The sequence below is a fragment of the Clostridium sp. AF34-10BH genome, assembly GCF_003478095.1.
Taxonomy (GTDB): Bacteria; Bacillota; Clostridia; order Lachnospirales; family Lachnospiraceae; genus Acetatifactor; species Acetatifactor acetigignens.
Genome location: NZ_QUEC01000008.1, coordinates 93635 through 115608, shown reverse-complemented (window position 1 = coordinate 115608; position 21974 = coordinate 93635). Strand labels below are relative to the sequence as shown.

The 21974-nt window shown below is 48.1% G+C and carries 20 protein-coding genes and 1 other annotated feature; of the genes, 17 read left to right on the top strand and 3 right to left on the bottom strand.

All coding sequences use genetic code 11. The features are described 5' to 3' along the window. Positions 1–124 precede the first annotated feature (124 nt). Positions 125–1342, top strand: coding sequence for an HDOD domain-containing protein (locus DWZ61_RS07935; protein ID WP_118537982.1), 1218 nt, complete (start codon positions 125–127; stop codon positions 1340–1342). Between the two features lie 129 nt (positions 1343–1471). After that, a complete protein-coding gene (locus DWZ61_RS07930; RefSeq protein WP_227064629.1) occupies positions 1472–2086 on the top strand; it encodes an ECF transporter S component in 615 nt (204 codons plus the stop codon). Between the two features lie 219 nt (positions 2087–2305). Here the strand turns inward: DWZ61_RS07930 and DWZ61_RS07925 are convergent, their stop codons facing one another. Beyond that, on the bottom strand, positions 2306–3505 hold the full coding sequence (locus DWZ61_RS07925; protein WP_118537981.1) for an alanyl-tRNA editing protein: 1200 nt from the start codon (positions 3503–3505) through the stop codon (positions 2306–2308). Between the two features lie 297 nt (positions 3506–3802). On the opposite strand from DWZ61_RS07925, the gene DWZ61_RS07920 reads away from it, so the two are divergent. From DWZ61_RS07920 to DWZ61_RS07875, 10 genes are all read left to right on the top strand, one after another. Further along, on the top strand, positions 3803–4990 hold the full coding sequence (locus tag DWZ61_RS07920) for a carbamoyl phosphate synthase small subunit (RefSeq protein WP_117467334.1): 1188 nt from the start codon (positions 3803–3805) through the stop codon (positions 4988–4990). Between the two features lies 1 nt (position 4991). Then, positions 4992–8192 carry a carbamoyl-phosphate synthase large subunit gene (gene carB, locus DWZ61_RS07915; RefSeq protein WP_118537980.1) on the top strand — a complete coding sequence of 1067 codons (3201 nt, stop codon included), beginning with the start codon at positions 4992–4994 and terminating at the stop codon, positions 8190–8192. Positions 8193–8310: 118 nt separating this feature from the next. After that, positions 8311–8590: a binding site (T-box leader), on the top strand. A 26-nt stretch (positions 8591–8616) separates the two neighbouring features. Next, positions 8617–9078, top strand: a complete 462-nt coding sequence (locus DWZ61_RS07910) for a hypothetical protein (RefSeq protein ID WP_118537979.1) — start codon at positions 8617–8619, stop codon at positions 9076–9078. Positions 9079–9197: 119 nt separating this feature from the next. Continuing rightward, entirely contained in the window at positions 9198–9911 is a 714-nt protein-coding gene (locus DWZ61_RS07905) for a superoxide dismutase (RefSeq protein WP_117467336.1), read from the top strand. 43 nt (positions 9912–9954) lie between these two features. Continuing rightward, the gene (locus DWZ61_RS07900) at positions 9955–10614 is read left to right on the top strand and encodes an NUDIX hydrolase (protein ID WP_022312238.1); all 660 of its coding nucleotides are present in this window, start codon (positions 9955–9957) and stop codon (positions 10612–10614) included. Positions 10615–10828: 214 nt separating this feature from the next. After that, entirely contained in the window at positions 10829–11125 is a 297-nt protein-coding gene (locus DWZ61_RS07895) for a helix-turn-helix transcriptional regulator (RefSeq protein ID WP_117467337.1), read from the top strand. An 11-nt stretch (positions 11126–11136) separates the two neighbouring features. Further along, positions 11137–11520, top strand: coding sequence for a hypothetical protein (locus DWZ61_RS07890; protein ID WP_147326716.1), 384 nt, complete (start codon positions 11137–11139; stop codon positions 11518–11520). Between the two features lie 92 nt (positions 11521–11612). Next, on the top strand, positions 11613–11876 hold the full coding sequence (locus DWZ61_RS07885; RefSeq protein WP_118537978.1) for a hypothetical protein: 264 nt from the start codon (positions 11613–11615) through the stop codon (positions 11874–11876). Positions 11877–11972: 96 nt separating this feature from the next. Continuing rightward, complete coding sequence (locus tag DWZ61_RS07880; protein WP_022154221.1) at positions 11973–12302, top strand: PadR family transcriptional regulator; 330 nt, start codon at positions 11973–11975, stop codon at positions 12300–12302. Between the two features lie 2 nt (positions 12303–12304). Further along, complete coding sequence (locus tag DWZ61_RS07875; RefSeq protein ID WP_118537977.1) at positions 12305–13690, top strand: FtsW/RodA/SpoVE family cell cycle protein; 1386 nt, start codon at positions 12305–12307, stop codon at positions 13688–13690. A 102-nt stretch (positions 13691–13792) separates the two neighbouring features. Here DWZ61_RS07875 and holA read toward each other — a convergent pair whose 3' ends face one another. Further along, positions 13793–14773 carry a DNA polymerase III subunit delta gene (holA, locus tag DWZ61_RS07870; protein WP_118537976.1) on the bottom strand — a complete coding sequence of 327 codons (981 nt, stop codon included), beginning with the start codon at positions 14771–14773 and terminating at the stop codon, positions 13793–13795. A 314-nt stretch (positions 14774–15087) separates the two neighbouring features. On the opposite strand from holA, the gene mscL reads away from it, so the two are divergent. Further along, entirely contained in the window at positions 15088–15522 is a 435-nt protein-coding gene (gene mscL / locus DWZ61_RS07865; protein ID WP_118537975.1) for a large conductance mechanosensitive channel protein MscL, read from the top strand. 35 nt (positions 15523–15557) lie between these two features. Beyond that, on the top strand, positions 15558–16604 hold the full coding sequence (locus DWZ61_RS07860) for a tetratricopeptide repeat protein (RefSeq protein ID WP_172594707.1): 1047 nt from the start codon (positions 15558–15560) through the stop codon (positions 16602–16604). 21 nt (positions 16605–16625) lie between these two features. Here DWZ61_RS07860 and DWZ61_RS07855 read toward each other — a convergent pair whose 3' ends face one another. Further along, positions 16626–17009 carry a helix-turn-helix transcriptional regulator gene (locus DWZ61_RS07855; protein WP_172594708.1) on the bottom strand — a complete coding sequence of 128 codons (384 nt, stop codon included), beginning with the start codon at positions 17007–17009 and terminating at the stop codon, positions 16626–16628. A gap of 440 nt (positions 17010–17449) precedes the next feature. On the opposite strand from DWZ61_RS07855, the gene eno reads away from it, so the two are divergent. From eno to DWZ61_RS07840, 3 genes are all read left to right on the top strand, one after another. Then, complete coding sequence (gene eno / locus DWZ61_RS07850) at positions 17450–18748, top strand: phosphopyruvate hydratase (protein WP_117467351.1); 1299 nt, start codon at positions 17450–17452, stop codon at positions 18746–18748. A gap of 369 nt (positions 18749–19117) precedes the next feature. After that, positions 19118–19609: a DUF2798 domain-containing protein gene (locus tag DWZ61_RS07845; protein ID WP_117467353.1), complete on the top strand. Its 492-nt coding sequence runs from the start codon at positions 19118–19120 to the stop codon at positions 19607–19609. A gap of 104 nt (positions 19610–19713) precedes the next feature. After that, positions 19714–21381 (top strand): acetolactate synthase large subunit, encoded by a 1668-nt coding sequence (locus tag DWZ61_RS07840; RefSeq protein ID WP_022313464.1) that lies wholly within the window; start codon positions 19714–19716, stop codon positions 21379–21381. Positions 21382–21974: the final 593 nt, after the last annotated feature.

Here is a 21974-nt window from a genome sequence, read left to right as displayed (position 1 = left end):
CAAGGGCTACGGGGATTTGATAGCATTTCTTTACTAACTCTCTATTTACATCTCTGTGCTGATAGTACCACTTGTAAAGTCTTGTCGGAATCGGTATAATATAGATAGATTGGGAGGTAAAAATATGCTGCTTACATTAGTACCGCTTTTTGATGAAAATATGGCCGTTTGTGCCTACTCCTTTTTTACCCAGAGGGAGAATTTCCTGTTGAATCCTCTGTTGCTTGGAACCGCACAGTTCGACGGGGCATCCCAGATCACGGGTCTGGAACTGATCCAGAAAATGGGTATTGATACCTTGTCTCAGGGAAAAGAAATCTTCGTACCGATCAGCAATATCTCGATTTTTGCGGATATTCCGGAGCAGTGCGATGCACCTCATGAAAAAATCGTACTTTTGATCGATAATACCATTCCGCCGATTGAAATGTATGTCAATCGTCTGAAGGAATTGAAACAGCAAGGCTATAAACTTGCCATTCGCAAGCTTGCGGTCAGTGATTTTGAAAATTACAGAGAAGTCCTGAAGCTGATGGATTATGTTCTTCTGAATAATCGTAAAATCGCCATTGACAAAGCCAAGATTTATTTCGGAAAATTATTCCCGAATATCAGTCTGTGTGCCGGTAATATTGATACCATGGAGGACTTCGAGAGACTGAAGGAGACCGGCGGATATCGTTTCTATGAGGGTAAGTTCTATCGAGTTCCCATTACGAAGGGACAGACGGATGTGGCACCCTTGAAGGGTAACTATATTGACCTGCTGAATATTGTGAACAGCCCGGATTTTGAACTCACGACAGCGGCGGATATCATCAGCCGTGATACCGCACTTACGATCGATCTGCTGAAAATGGTTCAGCCACTGGCTGTAAATTCGGAGATTACATCTATCCGTCATGCGGCTGCCATGCTGGGACAGCGGGAACTGAAAAAGTGGATCAACACGGCAGTAGCCAATGCTTTGTATGCGGATAAGCCGAATGAGGTTACCAGACTTTCTCTGCTTCGTGCGAAATTTGCCGAGAATCTGGCGGAAGCGTTTGGCCTGAAGGCGCAGAAGGATGAATTGTTCCTGATGGGATTGTTCTCCGTGCTGGATGTGATCCTCGAGAAACCCATGGCAGAGGCTTTGAAGGTGGTCCATGTGGCTGGCGAGATCAGCAATGCACTGATCTACCGCATCGGCGTACTGGCACCGGTGTACGATTTTATGCTGCAGTATGAGACAGCCAACTGGGCGGAGGTATCCCGCCTGATGCTATTAAAGAATATTGATATGAATACAGTATATGAAGCCTATACATCGGCGTTGAAGTGGTATCGCACCGTACGTTGATTGTATTAAAAAATGTACTTGTATTTTGTATACATTTATGTTATTTTCTTCAAGAACTTGTAATTATATCCTCCATAAAAGGGGAGGAATAGTAGCAAAGGCGCAAAAAGCGCGGAAAGGAAATTTCATATGAAAAAAAACAAGACACTTGAGATGGTACAATTGGCCGTACTCATCGCGATCATGCTGATTCTGGCATTTACCCCGCTTGGGTATCTGCGCATCGGACCGTTAGCAATCTCCCTGATGACCATTCCCGTAGTCATCGGTGCAATGATCCTGGGACCCGCAGGCGGAGCCGTTCTGGGACTGGTATTTGGACTTACCAGCTTTTACCAGTGCTTTGCAGGAGATCCTTTTGGAGCAGCTTTGGTAGCAATGAATCCGTTTTTCACTTTCCTGGTATGCATCCCTACCAGAACTCTGATGGGATGGCTGTCCGGTGTGATCTTCAAGGCACTGTGGAAGATCGACAAGACGAAGACCGTAACTTACTTCGTGACCGGTCTGCTGGGAGCATTTATGAACACCCTGTTCTTCATGTCCACTTTGATGATCTGCTTCGGTCATACCGAATATCTGCAGAGCATGAATGCAACCGGAGCGAATCTGTTTATGTTCGCCGTAGCATTCTGTGGTATCAACGGAGCACTGGAGATGCCCATGAGCTGTGTAGTAGGTGGTGGCGTTGCGAAGGCAGTCAGCGTAGCACTGAAGAAGAATGCAGCGATCGAAGAGCAGTAATCGAATCTGAGATTTACAGGAATGAAAAATAAATAGCAAAGAAGATAAGACCCCCGGGAGAATGGCGAGACGTCATAGCCCGGGGGTTGTTATATAAAATAATAAGAAAATGATTCAGAGGGTATTCGAACTGCTTCGTTAGGGAAAAATGTCTGATGCGTTCCATCCCAAAATGCAGGTACTTGACAATTGACGAGGCTGTAGAATGGTTAGCCGGGACTACAAGGTCTCCCACATTTTCCGCAGAGCTTCAGCCGTGGCACCGACATTGCCCTGGATCATGGGAGCGGATCCGCCGCCTTTGGCCTGAAGTTCCTGCCGCATACGGGTCGCCAGTTCCTGACAGTTACAGGAGGAACTGCCCACGATAAAGCGGTAGCCGTTTGCATCGTCTCCGGCAAAGATGCCGCAGTAGCCGGAATATTTTTCGGTCAGGGAATTGACGGCATTACGCAGGGCAATGGCATCCAGTTCGCCGACGAAGAGAAGCACGTGACAGGTCTCTTCCGGGGAGAGCAGTGCATTCATCTGTACCTTCAGAAGTTCCGCCTGCAAAGCATTGGCGCGTTCTTTTTGCTGGCGTGCATCCTCTTTGACCCGGACAACGGCATCGGCCACTTCCGGCTGCTTTGCGGACAGCAGAGAGGAGATGGCCCAGACGGAATCCTGTTTTTCGGTATAGTCGGCCAGAGCACGGCCGCCACAGAGAATATTGATACGGACACCGCCTCTGTGGCTCTGGACATTCACGATCTTGATGAGACCGATCTGACCGGTAGTATCCACATGGGGAGCACAGCAGGCGCACAGATCCACGCCAGGGATCTCCACGATGCGGACATTTTCCGTGAGAGCCAGCTTACTGCGATAATTTAAGTTCACCAGTTCTTCGGAGGAGGGCCAGCTGATGTTGACCGGAAGATTTTTCCAGACGTAAGCGTTGGCTTCCTGTTCGATAAGGCGCAGTTGTTCCAGAGAGACTTCCCCGTTCATATCCAGTGTCACTTCTCTGTCACTTAAATGAAAACCCACATTTTCCAGACCGAAATGGGAATGCAGCAAGCCGGAGATCATATGCTCCCCGGAGTGCTGCTGCATGAAATCAAACCGGCGGTTCCAGTCCACATGACCGGTGACTTCAGTGCCTGTGGGAAGCTCACAGGTCATTTTATGATACAGGATGCCCTGCTTAATGCTGACATCCAGTACTTCCTGACCGTTTAAGGTGCCTTTATCGGCGGACTGGCCGCCCTCTTCCGGGAAAAATGCGGAAGCATCCAGAACGATCAGATAATATCCTTCTTCTTTGGCAGGAACACATTCGGTCACCACGGCGGTAAAATCCGTCTGATGTACATCTTCATAATATATTTTACGTGTGCCAAGGGAATTCATTTGTGCATTGCTGATACGATCCATAGATGCCTGTCCAATCTGCTGTAGGAAAACAGCGTTTTGTGATAATTGAAAAATAGAAAATACATATCTATTCTATATCAGACCCGGTGGAAAAAGCAATGGAAAATGTAAGCTTTTACACAGCTTTGTCAGATTCTCCAAGGAGTATCGGGATTGCGTAATTGTTTTTTGTAGGTTTTTACGCAGACAGGGTCTATTGCGACGCATTTTTTTTTATGATATAATAAATCGATTAAGCAGTAGAGAAACACACTGGAAATACAAACGTCGCAAAAAGCGGCAGAATGTGAGGAAAGAATGAAGGCATTTTTGATTTTGGAAGATGGAACGGTGTTCGAAGGAACGCACATCGGTGCAGACAAAGAGATCATCAGTGAAATCGTATTTAACACATCCATGGCCGGATATCTGGAGGTCCTGACGGATCCGTCCTATGCAGGACAGGCTGTATGCATGACTTACCCCCTGATCGGTAACTATGGCATATGTAGGGATGACTGCGAGTCAGAGAGACCCTGGCCGGATGGATTCATCGTCAGAGAGCTTTCACGTATTCCCAGCAACTTCCGCTGTGACTGCACAATACAGGAATACTTAGAGGAGAACGGTGTGCCCGGTATCGCCGGAATCGATACCCGTGCGCTGACCAAGATCCTGCGTGAGAAGGGTACCATGAACGGTATGATCACCACCAACGAAGCCTATGACCTGAACGAAGTGCTTCCGAAGCTGAAAGCATATACCACAGGCAAGGTCGTGGAAAAGGTGACCTGCAAGGAGAAGTATGTAGTGAATCCCACCACGGATCTGGCACAGAACGGCCCTCTGTCCGGTGCAGCGCGTTTTGATAAAGAAGCTTATGAAAAGGGTGTCAGAGAGCCCAAGCCAGCACTGGTAACGGAGCTGTCCGGACAGGGACTAAAGGTAGCTCTGTTAGACCTGGGAGCCAAGAGAAATATCGCCAGATCCCTGGCAGAGAGAGGCTGTGAGGTGACCGTATACCCCGCTGGAACTCCCGCACAGGAGATCATTGATGATAATCCCGACGGTATCATGTTAAGTAACGGACCGGGAGACCCCAAGGAGTGTACCGGTGTGATCGCCGAGATCAAAAAGTTATACGATACCGAGATTCCTATTTTCGCAATCTGTCTGGGACATCAGCTGATGGCTCTGGCTACCGGCGCAGATACCCACAAAATGAAATATGGACACAGAGGAGGCAACCATCCGGTAAAGGATCTGATGACCGGAAGAGTATATATTTCTTCTCAGAACCATGGATATGTGGTAGATACCGACAAGCTGGATCCTTCCGTAGCGGTTCCCGCATTTATCAATGTCAACGACGGTACCAACGAGGGTCTGTCCTACACCGGCAAGAACATTTTCACCGTACAGTTCCACCCGGAAGCATGTCCGGGACCCCAGGACTCCGGTTACCTGTTTGACCGGTTCATTCATATGATGAGAGGAGAGAACTAAGATGCCCAAGAATCCTAATGTAAAACGAGTAATGGTAATCGGCTCCGGTCCTATTGTCATCGGACAGGCAGCGGAATTCGACTATGCAGGTACCCAGGCCTGCCGTTCCCTGAAGGAAGAGGGAGTAGAGGTAATCCTGGTGAACTCCAACCCTGCGACCATCATGACTGATAAAGATATCGCAGATAAGGTATATATCGAGCCCCTGAACGTAAAGGTTCTGGAGCAGATCATTGAAAAGGAAAAGCCCGACAGCATCCTTCCCACTCTGGGAGGACAGGCTGGTCTGAACCTCGGTATGGAGCTGGAGGAGTCCGGTTTCCTGGCTGCTCATAATGTAAAGCTGTTAGGTACTACCGCAGCTACCATTCGTAACGCCGAAGGACGTCAGGAGTTCAAAGACCTGATGGAGCGCATCGGTGAGCCCTGTGCAGCATCCAGGGTCGTTGAAAATGTGGAAGACGGTGTGGAATTCACCAATACCATCGGCTATCCGGTCGTACTGCGTCCCGCTTATACCCTGGGAGGTTCCGGTGGCGGTATCGCTCACAATCAGGTAGAACTGGAAGAGATCCTGGAGAACGGTTTACGTCTGTCCCGTGTGGGTCAGGTACTGGTAGAGCGTTGTATTGCAGGCTGGAAAGAGATCGAGTACGAGGTAATGCGTGACAGCGCAGGCAACTGCATCACCGTATGTAACATGGAGAACATCGATCCCGTCGGCGTGCATACCGGAGACAGTATCGTAGTAGCTCCTTCCCAGACCCTGAGCGACAAGGAGTACCAGATGTTACGTACTTCCGCTCTGAAGATCATCAACGAACTGCAGATCACCGGTGGATGTAACGTACAGTTTGCACTGCATCCCACCAGCTTTGAATATTGTGTTATCGAGGTTAACCCCCGTGTCAGCCGTTCTTCCGCACTGGCAAGTAAGGCGACCGGTTATCCTATCGCAAAGGTAGCAGCGAAGATCGCACTGGGCTTTACCCTGGATGAGATCAAGAACGCCATCACCCACAAGACCTATGCCAGCTTCGAGCCGACACTGGACTACTGTGTCGTGAAGATTCCCAGACTGCCTTTTGATAAATTTATCACTGCAAAACGTACTCTGACCACCCAGATGAAAGCAACCGGTGAGGTTATGAGTATCTGCAATAACTTCGAGGGAGCACTGATGAAGGCTATCCGTTCCCTGGAGCAGCATGTGGACTGCCTGCGCAGCTATGATTTCAGCGCTTTGTCTGTGGAGGAACTGTTAGAGCGTCTGAAGATCGTGGATGACCAGCGTATTTATGTCATTGCGGAAGCTATCCGTAAGGGCATCAGCTACGAGCAGATCCACGACATTACCAAGATCGACCTGTGGTTCATCGACAAGATTGCCATTCTGACCGAGATGGAGCATGCGCTGGAGACACAGCCGTTGACGGTTGATCTGTTGAAGGAAGCCAAGAGAATCGAGTTCCCGGATAACGTGATCGCAAGACTGACCGGCAAGACCGAGGAAGAGATCAAGAAGATGCGTTATGACAACGGCATTAAGGCTGTCTACAAGATGGTAGACACCTGTGCTGCAGAGTTCGCAGCTTCCACTCCTTATTACTATTCCGTATTTGGCGGCGAGTGCGAAGCCAAGGAGACCACCGGACGCAAGAAAGTCCTGGTACTGGGTTCCGGTCCTATCCGTATCGGACAGGGTATCGAGTTCGACTATTGTTCCGTACATGCTACCTGGGCATTCTCCAAGGCAGGCTATGAGACCATTATCATCAATAATAACCCGGAGACCGTAAGTACCGACTTCGATATTGCGGACAAGCTGTATTTCGAGCCTTTGACTCCGGAAGATGTGGAATCTATCGTAAATATTGAGCATCCCGATGGTGCTGTGGTACAGTTCGGCGGACAGACCGCTATCAAGCTGACTGAGAGCCTGATGAAGATGGGCGTGCCTATCTTAGGTACCAAGGCGGAGGATGTAGATGCCGCTGAGGACAGAGAACTGTTCGACAAGATTCTGGAAGAGACCGGGATTCCCCGTGCAGCCGGCGGCACTGTATACACCGCAGAGGAAGCTAAGGCGGTTGCTAACAGACTGGGCTATCCCGTACTGGTGCGTCCTTCCTATGTATTGGGCGGACAGGGCATGCAGATCGCTATCTCCGATGAAGAGATCGAAGAATTCATGGAGATCATCAACCGTATCGCACAGGATCACCCGATCCTGGTAGATAAGTATTTACAGGGTAAGGAGATCGAGGTCGATGCTGTATGCGACGGTACCGATATCCTGATCCCCGGTATCATGGAGCATATCGAGAGAACCGGTATCCACTCCGGAGACAGTATCTCCGTATATCCGGCTCCGACTATTGATAAAGTAGTAAAAGAGAAGATCGCAGAGTACACCAGAAGGCTGGCAAAGGCACTGCATGTCAAGGGACTGATCAATATCCAGTTCATTGCCATCGGTGACGAGGTATATGTCATTGAGGTTAACCCCCGCTCTTCCCGTACCGTACCTTATATCAGTAAGGTAACCGGTATTCCTATCGTGGATCTGGCGACCGAAGTGATCATCGGCAAGACCATCCGTGAGCTTGGCTACGAGCCCGGCTTACAGCCTGAGGCAGAGTATTTTGCCATCAAGATGCCCGTGTTCTCCTTCGAGAAGATCCGCGGTGCCGAGATCAGCTTAGGACCGGAGATGAAGTCTACCGGTGAGTGTCTGGGTATCGCCAAGACCTTCAATGAGGCTCTGTACAAGGCATTCCTGGGAGCAGGTGTAGAACTGCCCAAGTACAAGAACATGATCATCACCGTGAAGGATGCGGATAAGGGTGAAGCCATTGAAGTCGGAAGACGCTTCGAAAAGCTGGGATACACCATTTATGCTACCAGAAGTACCGCAGCTGCTCTGAATGAAGCAGGTGTGAAAGCAAGAAAGGTCAACAAGATCTCTCAGGAATCCCCGACCGTTATGGACCTGATCCTGGGACACAAGATCGACCTTGTCATCGATACCCCGACCCAGGGCCGCGACAAGACCAGAGACGGTTTCCTGATCCGCCGTACCGCTATCGAGACCGGTATCTACTGCATCACTGCAATGGACACCGCCAATGCTCTCGTGACCAGCATGGAGCATATGAACGATTGTAAGGAACTGACGCTGGTGGATATTGCACAACTGTAAGATATAAAATGGATAAGAACAGTGGAGTCGCGAAAGTTGCTCCACTGTTTGTGTTTGTGACAAAAACAAAGTGTTGACAAATGTCCGCGAAAGGAATAAAATACAAACAGTTAAAGACATAAAGGCTGTGAAGAGAAGAGTAGGAGAAGAGATACGTCGCAGAGAGTCCCGGCAGGTGGGAAGGGATATGGAAGGCTTCTTTGAACATGGTCTCGGAGCTTTGCACCGACTTCGTATTCGGACAGGATATCCGGCAGATACGGACAGGCTGCAACGAGAGTACCCGTTATCGTACCTGACTATCGATGAGCGTTTGTTTGTCCGTAGTTGCAGAGGCCTGATCCCGTGAGAGATGGGCGAATTAAGGTGGTACCGCGGAAGAATGTTCCGCCCTTAAATTTTAATTTAAGGGCGGTTTTTTATTATGTCAAAAAGAGAAGAACTGATCAGAGAATATTGCAGACAGGTAAATGAAAGCCTGCATTTTATACAAAAATACATGGAAGGGATCGTTCCCGCTGGCCGATGCAGCGAAGAACTGTATTGGGAGACCAAGAAGATCAGTGAGGAACTGCAGAAGAGCAATCATGAACAGACCGCATTGATCCGGGCCTATCTGTGGGAGGCGGCACAACTGTACGTAGAGGGGGAGCCCTGGAAAACCCGCATTACGGACCGAAGACTTTGCCGTAATACGATCCTGAATCATTTACAGATGCTGGCGAATGTCAGCTTCTGGCTGAGAGAACAGGGAGAGCCACTGGCAGAGGAAGTCTGTGGATGGCTGTTAGCCCAGGAGACAGCGGATGTGCAGAAAGTTAGATCCGGACAAAGTCTGGAAGTTGCCAGAGAGATCTATCCGGCCGTGCAGAGAAAGAGAGCATAGGAGCGGTCGGCTGTAAAAGCACAAATTTGAAAATAAAATCCGTGGGGACAGCATATACTAGGCGTATGGTAAATATTGTATGATCGTAAGCCTGTATCCCGCAGGCGGATTGGAGTCTCATGTTAGAAGAACATTATCCTTTTGTTGCGCAGCCTCTTCCCTACGAATATGATGCCCTGCTTCCGGTATTAGATGAGGAAACACTTCATTTTCATCACGACAAGCATTATCAGACCTATGTGGATAAGCTGAATGCCACCCTTGCCGATTATCCGCAGTTACAGCAGATGTCCTTGACGGAACTGCTCACTTCGGAGGATAATATACTTGCGTCCCTGCCGGAGGAAGCCCGGAAAAGCATTCACAATAACGGTGGCGGTGTATATAATCATCAGCTGTATTTTGACAGTATGCGAAGCCCGGCAGGACAGGAGCCCTGTGGAGCTCTGGAGGAGGCGCTGGTCCGGGATTTTGGATCGGTGAGACAATGGAAAGAACAGATGTCACAGGCAGCCACGGGGGTATTTGGCTCTGGATGGGCATGGCTTGTGAGTGACCAGGACGGTACTCTGATGGTCCTTACTACAGCGAATCAGGATGTCCCGGATTTGAAATTGTATACCTCCATATTTCCCATAGATGTGTGGGAGCATGCCTATTATTTACAGTATCAGAACCGCAGGCCGGATTACGTGGAAGGATGGCATAAGCTGATCCACTGGAAAAAAGCGGGACGACGTTACGAACAGGTACTTTGCAGACTGGAAAGAGCGGCCGGGGAAGCGGAAAAATTGCAAAATGACAGCCGCACAACAGAAGCGAACGACAGATAGTGTGCAACGTGCGGAACAGAAGAACAGAAAGAGGAAAATGACTATGGAGAACAGACCGATCATAAAAAAGGAACAGGTAGAGACCGTCTACGACAGCAGATTTATCAAGGTATTTGATCTGCAATATGAGCCGGGAAAACATTATTTTGATGCTACCAGAAGAGCCAAAGATAATCTGGCAGCGGTAAAGAGCGACGAAGAATTCAGACAGATGCTGCCGGATGCAGTCAGCTGCGTTGTGATCCTGAAGATCAGAGGACAAGAACCGAGACTTTGCTTAAGCCGTGAGTATCGTTACCCGGCAGGACATTTTCTGCTGAGCGTTCCGGCAGGACTTTTAGACCCGGAGGATGCAACGGAAGAAAATCCCGTATTCCATGCGGCAGCCCGGGAGCTTCGGGAAGAGACCGGCATCACACTGGAAGAGAGCGACAGCATCCGTCTGGTGAATCCGCTGGTATTCAGTACCCCCGGTATGACGGATGAGAGCAATGCACTGGTGCAGATCATATTGAACCGTGAAGAGATGCCGAAGGTAAGTCAGGAAGGCGCCGTTGGAACGGAATGTTTTGATGGTTTTCTGCTGCTGACCAAAGAAGAAGCACAGAAAATCTTAAAAGACGGCGTGGATGACCAGGGATTTTTTTACCCGTTATATACCTGGGCGGCATTGATGTGCTTTGCGACGGGAATGTGGAAATAATTTTTGAATAAATAAGACGATGAACGAAAAGCGTGTGGAGAGATCTGCACGCTTTTTTGAAATTTGTAACAAATAGCGAAAAATTCTTCGTTATGATTAACAAAGAGGAAGGTTGCCGTTCGCTCAATTGATTTTCCAATTGCTCAATTGTATAAGATGTCATTATATTGTATAATGATGTCATTATCAAGTACAATTAAGAAGCAAAGACATCATGCAGAAAGAGCAATTTGGTATATTGCTTACGACTTTAAGAAAGAAAAACGGAATCAGCCAGAAAGAGATGGCGGAGTGGTTGTCGGTCTCTGTTTCGGCGGTAAGCAAATGGGAACATGGAAAGAATCTTCCGGATATGACGATGCCTGGCAGCATTGCGGAAATCCTTCAGGCATCCTGTGATGAATTGCTGAATCCGGAAAAGACATTGGAGAGATTAGCGAATCCAGAACCGCAGAAAGGAGAGACAGAGGAAACGGATATGAAGGGATATACATTCCTGAATGTAGAATGAAAGGAGCAGCTATGAAGAAAATTTTTTCAAATTACTACAAAATTATTTTGTCGGTTGTGATCCTGATTGTCCTGGTGGCACTGAAGGAGAATTACAAAACTTCTTTTGATGAAATGAGCGGAGTCCGGACGGTGGTACGCATGCTGCTCTACACGGCATGGGGATTCCTGCTGGCAACAAAGACCAGACGGGACAAAGCAAAAGCTGTGGAATATGTTGCTTTTGCTGTTGTCTGTGTGGCTGCGCTTAATCTGCTAATTCCCATCTGGAAATTTCAGATAGCGTTTTATGCTTTTGTCGCAGGTGTTCCGGGACTTTATTTTATGGTATTTATCCTGACCGGAATGTTAGGCGGTTATATATGGGGACCGGTTGATAAAACGGACCGTAAATAGTGCCGGATATATCAGGAGCATTGATCCGATGGCAGAAGATATTGCCCAGGGTGTAGAGATAGCAACAGCAGAGTAGAATGGCGGAGGTGTCTATGGGTAAAAAACTGATTAAGTGTCTGATGATTTTAACAATAGTATGGGCAATGACCGGTTGTGGAAAGCAGGAGATGATCCGCTGTGAGTATACAAATGAGGCAGCAGGGTACACCTTAAGCATAGACAGACCGTTAGAGTGGACGGCAAAGCTCCAGGAAGGGTGGCTGGCAACCGAGACAGAGGAAGCCAGTCCCGACGAGGGAATCCGGATTTATACGGATAACAAATACAAAATCGTAGATGAAGTCGAGATGGATTAGTGATTGCTTTGAAAAATAAATATTGACATATATAGATAGCCGATATATATTATAGACAACGATATATATCGGCTATCTATATAAGGAGGACAAAAAATGGCTGTGGACAAATCACTGATGTCGGGAAGTATGACGATGCTTTTGCTCAGATTACTGGCGGAGAAGGATATGTACGGATACGAGATGATCGATACACTGCGGAAAAAATCCTGTAACGTGTTCGAGTTAAAAGCAGGTACGCTGTATCCGCTGTTGCATGGGCTGGAAGCGAAGGGCCTGCTTACGGTATATGAGCAGGAATATGCAGGCAAGACGAGGAAGTATTACAGTATTACGAAAGAGGGCAGAAAATTACTGGAAACCAAAAAAGCGGAGTGGATGGAATATCAGTCTGCAGTGACCAGTGTTCTGGCAATGGGGGTATAGGGATGGAGACATATTTGGAAAAACTGCTGTCACAGATTCGCTGCAAAAAAGCCAGACCTTATATCGCTGAGGAGATAAGAGACCATATAGAATGCCAGATTGCAGACAATCTTTCCGAAGGGATGACCTCTGAGGAAGCAGAGAAAAATGCGGTTGCGGACATGGGAGATCCGGTGGAAGTCGGTATCTCACTGGACAGAATCCACAAGCCTAAGATTGCATGGAGGTTACTTGTGATCGTAGGAATTTTAAGCCTGCTGGGCATTCTGATACAGCAATCCATTCTCAGACAACCCGGTTATCAGGAGCTGGAAACATGGAGACAGGAAGTGTACCGCTATACTACGGAGGGTTTTGTCTCATGTATTGCTATTGGATTCCTCCTCATGTGTGTGATCTACTTCCTAGATTATACCGTAATTGCAAAGTACTCCAGGTTCATCGGAGGAGCTATTCTGATTCTGGGAGGGCTGCGGGTGGCAGGCTTCGGTGGTCTGGATGTCAACGGAATCGGCAACTGGATCGGATTTGGAAGGCTCCGGGTGGCGGTTACTTCCCTGATGATGTTCTATGTGCCGATTTACGGCGCTATCCTATATAAATACAGGGACGGTGGTGTATCCGCACTGTGCAGGGCGATCCTGTGGCTGATCCTTCCGGTATTTATTACATCCCGAATCCCCAGCCTCGGTGTGGCTGTCATCATGATGGTCAGTATGCTGATAGAACTTACGGTGGCTGTCTGGAAGGGGTGGTTTCAACTGCCTGTGAAAAAGACGATTATCGGTGTGTGGCTGTTTTTCGCAGCAGTACCTGCTATCTTACTGACTGTAAAGTACGCATTTCATATGCTGGAAACGTATCAGGAAGCCAGGATCCGTTCCTATTTATCCCATTCCGGAGATGCCAATTACATGACGGCCACGCTTCATAAATTTAATGAAAATATTTTACTTTGGGGCAACAGTGGAAAAGATGTGGTGGGAGGTTTGCCGGAATTCAATCAGGATTACATTTTCTCTTATATTCTGAACAGTTACGGACTGCTGGCCGGAATCTTTGTAGCCGCAATCCTAGCAGCACTGGTATTGTTTATGTTCGGAGCTGCGGCCCGACAGAAAAATGAACTAGGCATGGTGATGGGATTCGGATGCGGAATGATCATTTTATTAAATATTTCTCTGAACTTTGCGGGAATGTTGGGATGGATCCCGCTGACATCGACCTTCCTGCCGTTCTTATCTGTTGGCAGAAATAATATTTTACTGTGCTACGCACTGGTGGGAATTATCCTGAGTATTTACAGATACAAAGATGTATATCCAAAAAAGTTCAAGGCGTCACAGGTATCATTGCAGAAGACCATTACTTTGAATCTGAATATGTAACATGGTAATAAAAGTAATGCAAATAAAAAGTCCATGAGCAGGAAAACTGTCCATGGACTTTTCTATATCGTGAGCAGAACTCATTTAATGCATTTCGTAAGCTTACGAGGGCAATACCGACAAAATCAGTATCTCTACACTCATCATATCGTTCATCCGTCCGGATTTCACGGCTTCCTCAGTCTCCACGCACTGCTTTACCGCATTTTTCAGCACGGAAGTCTTGAAATGGGATGCCTGTGCCACATATTTTCCGGCGGCAAAGGGCGGTACACCAATCTTGGAGGCAATGGTCTTGTTGTCGTGGCCTCTGTTTTTTAATTCTTTGGTCTGGAGCAGCAGGTTACACTGCCTGGCGATCAGGAACAGCACCCGCATGGGTGGCTCCTTCAGTGCCAGCAGATCGTAATAGAGCTGCAAGGCTTTCTGCGGCTGCTTTTCCGCAATGGCATTGACCATATCGAAGATGTGGTTGGTGATGCGAGTGGTGCAGACCGCTTCCACATCCTCTGCGGTGACTACATCCCGGTCCAGACAGTAGCAGATCAGCTTTTCCAGTTCCATCTGGATATTTTCCATGTCCGTGCCGGTTTTGGAGAGCAGCAACTGTGCGGTGTTCTCGGAGATTTTTTTCCCTTCCCGGCCCAGGATACCGGCAATCCAGCGTTTTAGGGAATTCTCATCCTGTACCGTGAATTCTGCCACATAACCCTTGGATTGCACGGTCTTATACAGTTTACTCCGCTTATCCACTTCGCTTTCCGTGAACACGAAAAAGGTGGTGTCATTGGGACTTGCCAGGTATTCCGCCAGCTTTTCCCCACCGGCTTTGAAGAGCCCGGTATCTTTGAAAAACATGACACGGCGCTCTGCCAGAAAAGGCAGCGTCTCTGCTAGATCAATGACCTCTCCCACAGAAAAATCTTTTCCCTGATAGAAGTGGGTGTTCATCTCGTCCCCCTCCTGACACAGAGCCTTGCGCAGACGGGTCGTGTACTGGTTTTTCAGATAACGCTCCTCTCCGTAGAGCAGATAGATCTGTTTGAAATTGCTGTTCTTGATGTCTTCGTTGATCCGCTGCATGAATTGATCCTTTCTGGGAAAATGCGGTTACTTCTACATTAGATTCCTAAAAGAGTATACCCCATTTCCTATTGAGGTTTCAAGGGGTGTATGCTATTATGGAACAAAACAGTTTGACCATGGACATATACGAGAGACAAAATTATGCTTGCATGATTTTGCAAACGAATATGTCCGTGAGTTAAGCGCCGATTCATGAGCAAAGGTAGTCACGAAGTGACGGAAAGCGCGGCAGCGCGACTTTGCGAATGGCGCGGTTCGAACGTGGGACAGCGCGGTTCGACCTTCATACCATAAGAGGAAGGAAGAGAAAAATGAGCAAGAAAAGCGGATTCATTCAGGAATTTAAAAAGTTTATTTTGAGGGGAAATGTAATGGATATGGCAGTCGGCGTGATCGTCGGCGGAGCATTCACCGCTATCGTTACTTCTCTGAATCAAGATGTCCTGACACCGATTCTGGCCATCTTCGGAGGCACGGATTTTTCGAATTTATATGTAAAGCTGGGAAGCGGCGATACGGCACCGGTATTGATGTACGGTAATTTTATCACGGCAGTTATCAACTTCCTGATCACAGCATTTGTGATCTTCTGTCTGGTAAAATTCATCAATAAGCTGGGAGACACCCTGCATCACAAAGAGGAAGCACCGGCAGCGCCCACGACGAAAAAATGCCCGTTCTGTAAGAGCGAGATCGCTATCGATGCCACAAGATGCCCTCATTGTACTTCTCAGTTAGACAAATAGGAACCGGTAATACAGATACGGCCGTGGAGGAAAGCATGGGAAAAATACACAGGAAAATAGTGGCAGCAGGAGTCTGCTGTCTGATGACAGGCATGCTGACAGGCTGCGGAAGTGATACCACGAAGATCACCGAAGGAATGCAGTTGGTGGAAACTCTGGATTATCAGGGGGCATTGAATGCCTTTGACGAAGCGGAAGCACAGAAAGAGGACAGCCGTCTGATCGCAAGAGGCCGGGGAATCGCCAGCATGGGGCTGACAGAGTATGATCAGGCCGTAGAATATTTTACACAGGCCCTGGAACTCAGTGACGGCTGGGTTCAGAACGTGGACTATGATATGAATTACTATCTGGCGGCGGCATACACCAAGAACGGACAGCCTGCGGAAGCCAAAAAGGTATACGATGCCATTCTGGGCCTGAAGCCGGAGGAAAAGGACGCTTATTTTCTCAGAGGTTCTGCAGAACTGGAGCTGGGAGATTATGAGAGTGCCAAAGCGGATTTTGATCAGGCAATCTCCATGGATCCGAAAAATTATGACCGGTTAATAGAAATCTATGAAGCCCTGGCAGCGCACGGCTACCGTGAGGTCGGTCAGGAATATCTGCAAAATGTACTGGACACAGCCAAACAACTGGATGCTTATGACAGCGGACGGATCTATTATTATCTGGGAGAATACCAGAAAGCTTATCTGGCGCTGGATGAAGCCCGGGATAAGGGAGGCGCGGACAGCTATCTCTATCTGGGAAGAGCCTATGCGGCTACCGGAGATTATAACTATGCGTCCAGTGTGTACAACAATTATCTCTCCAAGCAGGGGCCGAATGCAGAAATCTACAATGAACTTGGTCTGTGCGAAATGGCAAAAAAGGAGTATCAGAATGCTCTGGCGGCATTTCAGGCGGGAAAACAGATCGAAGGAAACAGCCTGATGCAGACCTTGTGCTTTAATGAAATTGTAGCATATGAGTATCTGGAAGATTATCAGCAGGCAGAAGTACTGATGAATGCTTATTTACAAAATTACCCGGATGACCAGGCAGCCATCCGGGAGCAACAGTTCCTGTCCACCAGATAAAAAGACAATAGAATTTATCGATCAATCATTGGCAGAGTCTTCCCGCGAGGAAGATTCTGCTTTTTCTCTTAATTGCAGCAGATCCACAAAATCCAGCAGAGAAGCCATGTTTTTCGGATTAAAATGCTGTATCACCTCTACCACATCGGATACGGTGGTGCCGGGGACACATTCCTGTCTCAGAACTTCCGGATTGTAACGATAAGGAGTCCGACCCAACAGATAATCGATGGTTACATCGAAATATTCCGCTAATTGTATTAAAGCTTCCTGATCCGGGAAGTGAATATTGTTCTCGTAATTCGAAATGGTGCCAACGGATACTTTCAGTATGGCAGCCAGTTCTTTCTGATAAATGCCCCGTTCTTCCCGCAGGGATGCCAGAATTTCACCGAAACTCCTCATAATGCCTCGCATTCTGCCGCAGATGCAGCCTATTTAAATGTTTTCTTTTAAGATTTGATAAATTCTATTTTACTATATTTTAGTTTTAAAGGAATATGAATTTAGAAATCGAGGAAAATAATGAAAAAATGCTCCTAGAATTAATTTTAACTAAAAAGTACAAATTATGCAGGAAAATATCCATTGAGAAATCCTCTCATTAACACCTATTGCTATTTTGAAGAAAGCCGGATATAATAATCCAAGAGTTAGGTACAACTAACTAATGAGTGAATCATGTGAAACTCCTCAGAGAAAACGGAGCTGCTGAATCCGCGGACTGCCGGGAGGCCATCTTCCGGGAGGAGTTTTTCAGCCCTTATACACAGGGATGGGGGATTCACGAAAGAGAAGGTTTGGGAATAAAAAGTTTAGAATAGAGGATAAAGGAGAAGAACAAGATGAACTATTTAGAGATTGAAAAAGTCATTGGACGAGAGATTCTGGATTCCAGAGGCAATCCTACCGTAGAAGCAGAGGTAACTCTGGTAGACGGTACCATCGGACGCGGCATGGCTCCCAGTGGAGCATCTACCGGTGAGTTCGAGGCACTGGAACTGAGAGACGGCGATAAGAGCAGATATCTGGGCAAGGGTGTTCAGAAGGCTGTAGAAAATATCAATACTGTAATCAATGAGACTCTGCAGGGAATGGATGCATCCGATATTTATGCCATTGATAAGGCAATGATCGATGCAGACGGAACCAAGGATAAGTCCAGACTGGGAGCCAATGCGATCCTGGCAGTATCCATTGCCAGCGCGAGAGCAGCAGCAATCTCCCTGGATATTCCCCTGTATCGTTTCCTGGGCGGTATCTCCGGCAACAGACTTCCGGTTCCCATGATGAACATTATCAACGGCGGCTGTCATGCACTGTCCTCCGGCCTGGATGTACAGGAATTCATGATCATGCCCGTAGGTGCGCCTTCCTTCAAGGAATGCTTAAGATGGTGCGCTGAAGTATTCCACGCACTGGCTTCTATTTTAAAGGACAGAGGACTGGCTACTTCCGTAGGTGATGAGGGTGGTTTTGCACCGGCATTGAAGTCTGACGAAGAAGCTATCGAGACCATCTTAGAGGCTGTAAAGAAAGCCGGTTATGAGCCCGGCAAGGATTTCAAGATCGCTATGGATGCTGCTTCCAGCGAGTGGAAGACCGGCAAGGTGGGCGAGTACAAGCTGCCTAAGGCAGGCACCGTATTTACCTCCGAAGAACTGATCGCACATTGGAAGAAACTGGTGGAGAAATACCCCATCATTTCTATAGAAGATGCACTGGATGAGGAAGACTGGGAAGGCTGGAAGAAGCTGACCGCAGAACTGGGCGACAAGGTACAGTTAGTCGGCGACGACCTCTTCGTAACCAATACCGAGAGACTGGCAAAGGGAATCTCCCTTGGCTGTGGTAACTCCATTCTGATCAAGCTGAACCAGATCGGATCCGTATCCGAGACTCTGGAGGCCATCAAGATGGCACACAAGGCCGGTTATACCGCTATTTCCTCCCACCGTTCCGGTGAGACCGAGGATACCACCATTGCAGACCTGGCAGTGGCACTGAACACCTGTCAGATCAAGACCGGTGCTCCCAGCAGAACCGAGCGTGTGGCGAAATACAACCAGCTGCTCCGTATCGAAGAAGAACTGGGTGCAGCAGCCGTATATCCCGGCATGGGCGCATTCAACGTTCAGAATTAATTTGCTTTTACCCAAAACTATTTTGGTTTCTCTTTTTCTCTTCAGGGACTGTTCGAAAGGACAGTCCCGTTTGCGTTTTTCTTTTTTAAAAACCTTGCAACATTTTTTCTCCCATCTGTATCTAAGATAGAGCGGCAGGGAAAATGGCGTAAGATCCCGGGAACAGCAGAAGGAAGCCGCGGAAGAAAAAATACATTATTTCATATTGACTTTTCCGAAACCTATGTGATAAAATCTCACCGTTGCGAAAATAGCATAGAGACTTTAGGTAAGAATTGGAAACGACACATGTGCGCACTGCTCACTGATTAACGAACAACACACATGTGTCTTTTTGCGCCCATTTTTAGAAAAGGAGGGCATTAATTCATGCCGAAAACAAGATTACAGAACATTATTTTCACCCTGATCATGGCATTCGTTATGGTATACGCCATGGTCTGCTACAACATTGCACTGGACAAAGGAGGAATGACCAACGAGATCTTCCTGTTAGCGTTCCACGAAATTCCCATCATGTGGCCCATTGCCTGCATTCTGGAGTATTTCGCAGTGGAAAAGCTGTCCCGGAAGCTGGCATTCCGCATGGTATCCCCGGAGGATAAGCCCGTTTTCATTACTTTAGCGATCTCTTCCATGATCGTATGCCTGATGTGCCCGGTGATGAGCTTTATCGCCACCTGCCTCTTCATGCACCCCGGCAACCAGATCATCGCCCTGTGGCTGCAGAAGACCGTCCAGAACTTCCCCATGGCCCTGTGCTGGCAGATCTTTTTCGCAGGCCCAGGAGTGCGGAATGTCTTTGGATTTGTTGTGGGATTTATATTGGATAGAAAAAGTATAATTGACTATCATCTGTGAGTGTGCTAACATGAGCAAATAAAGAGACAACGAAGTCCGTGGAAACGGAAAGCGTTGTCTCTTTTATTTTGTAGAAAAAGTCAGGAAATTACGAGGTGAAACCTATGAGTGAGCAGGAAAAGAAGCAAAATACAGTTGCAGAGGTGTTAGTAAAATGTCTGGAAAACGAGGGCGTGAAATATGTCTTCGGGATTCCGGGGGAGGAAAATCTGGATATGATGAATGCACTGGAAAAATCGGACATCCGGGTGATCGTGGTGCGGCATGAACAGGGAGCGGCATTCATGGCTGATATGTACGGAAGACTGACGGGAAAAGCAGGTGTGTGTTTCTCAACGTTGGGCCCCGGTGCCACGAACCTGATCACAGGCACGGCAGATGCTAATTCCGACGGTGCACCGCTGATTGCCATTACCGGACAGGTGGGAACGGAGCGGATGCATTTGACTTCTCATCAGTATCTGGATCTGGTAGAGCTGTTTGCGCCAATCACCAAGCGGAGCAAACAGATCGTGAACCCCAATTCCGTCAATGAAATCGTCAGGATCGCTTTTAAATATGCGGAGAGTGAGAAGCCGGGAGCCTGTCATGTGGATCTTCCCACGAACGTGGCGAAGCTTCCGGTCAGCTCCGGTATTGCCGCACAGCCTTTGAAAAAGCCGGAGAGGGATAAGGAGTACGCATCCTTTTCCAGTATCGATCAGGCGGCGGCCATGATCTTCAAGGCAAAGCACCCGGTGATCCTGGTGGGACACAGTGCGGTGCGCAATCACGCCGGGGAGGCTCTTACCAGCTTCGCAGATGTCCTGAAGATCCCGGTGGTCAATACCATGATGGCCAAAGGCATCATTCCTTATAACAACAAATATTCCCTCTGGACCATAGGCATCCCCCAGAAGGATTATCAGAACAAGGTGCTGGATATGGCAGATCTGGTGATCGCCGTCGGTTATGATATTGTGGAATTCGCTCCCGGCAAATGGAACGGAGAGGGGAAACATAAGATTATTCATATCGACCAGAGGCCGGCGCATATCAACATGCTGTACCAGCCAGAGGTGGAAGTTGTCGGAGACATTTCCTATTCTTTACAGCAGATCCTGTACCGCAGTGACGCAAAAGAGGAGCCGGAAGAATTTCTCAAACTGCGGGAAGAAATGGTGGCGGAATATGAAAGCTATGCGGATGACACCTCTTTTCCCATGAAGCCACAGAAAATACTGTACGATGTCCGGAAATTTATGGGTGCGGATGACATCGTGATCTCGGATGTGGGCGCTCATAAAATGTGGATTGCCAGAGAGTACAACTGTTACGAACCCAATACCTGCATCATCTCCAACGGTTTTGCCACCATGGGCATCGCAGTGCCGGGGGCTGTGGCAGCCAAGTTGATCTACCCGGAGAAAAAGGTACTGGCGATCTCCGGAGACGGCGGATTCATGATGAATAGCCAGGAGTATGAGACAGCCCTCAGAGAGGGGACACCCATTGTGACTCTGATCTTCTCCGATGCCAGCTATGGTCTGATCAAATGGAAGCAGATGGATCACTTCGGACACAACTGCTTTGTGGATTTCCAGAATCCCGATTTTGTGAAATATGCGGAAAGCATGCATGCCAAAGGCTACCGCGTGGAGAAGGCGGAAGACCTGCTGCCGATCCTGGAGGATGCCTTTCAGCAGAAGGTCCCCTGCATCATCGACTGTCCTGTGGACTACAGCGAAAATACCAAGCTCTCGGAGTATCTGCATGATAAGTTTGAGAAGTAGAGTTTTAACTAGAGAGTTACGAAAGCATAGCCGCGCATAGGCATAGTGAAGACAGCGATGGGCGCTCGTGCACAATTCGCTGTCTTTACTTATGCCGAGATGTGGCAAACGCCGCGATATGAAATAAGATTGGCAGCGTTCTTTGCTGACAATCTTATGAATAGCGTGGCTCATTGCGGATGGTAGTTTCAAATCCACGAACGTCCACAGCAAACGGAACATCCTTCCACGGTGGGCATCGCGGCATTTATTATAGCCTACGTTACGAAATGCCCTGTAATCTACGTTTTTTCTCTGTTGAGCCCCGGAAGTTTGTGACAAGCGGGGCGTAATCCATGTTTTTTCTCTGTTGAGCCCCGGAAGTTTGCGACAAGCGGGGCGTAATTCATGTTTTTTCTCTGTTGAGCCCCGGAAGTTTGCGACAAGCGGGGCGTAATTCGTGTTTTTCCTCTGTTGAGCCCCGGAAGCTTCCGACAAGCGGGGCGTAATTCGTGTTTTTCCTCTGCTGAGCCCCGGAAGTTTGCGACAAGCGGGGCGTAATCCATGTTTTTTCTCTGTTGAGCCCCGGAAGTTTGCGACAAGCGGGGCGTAAT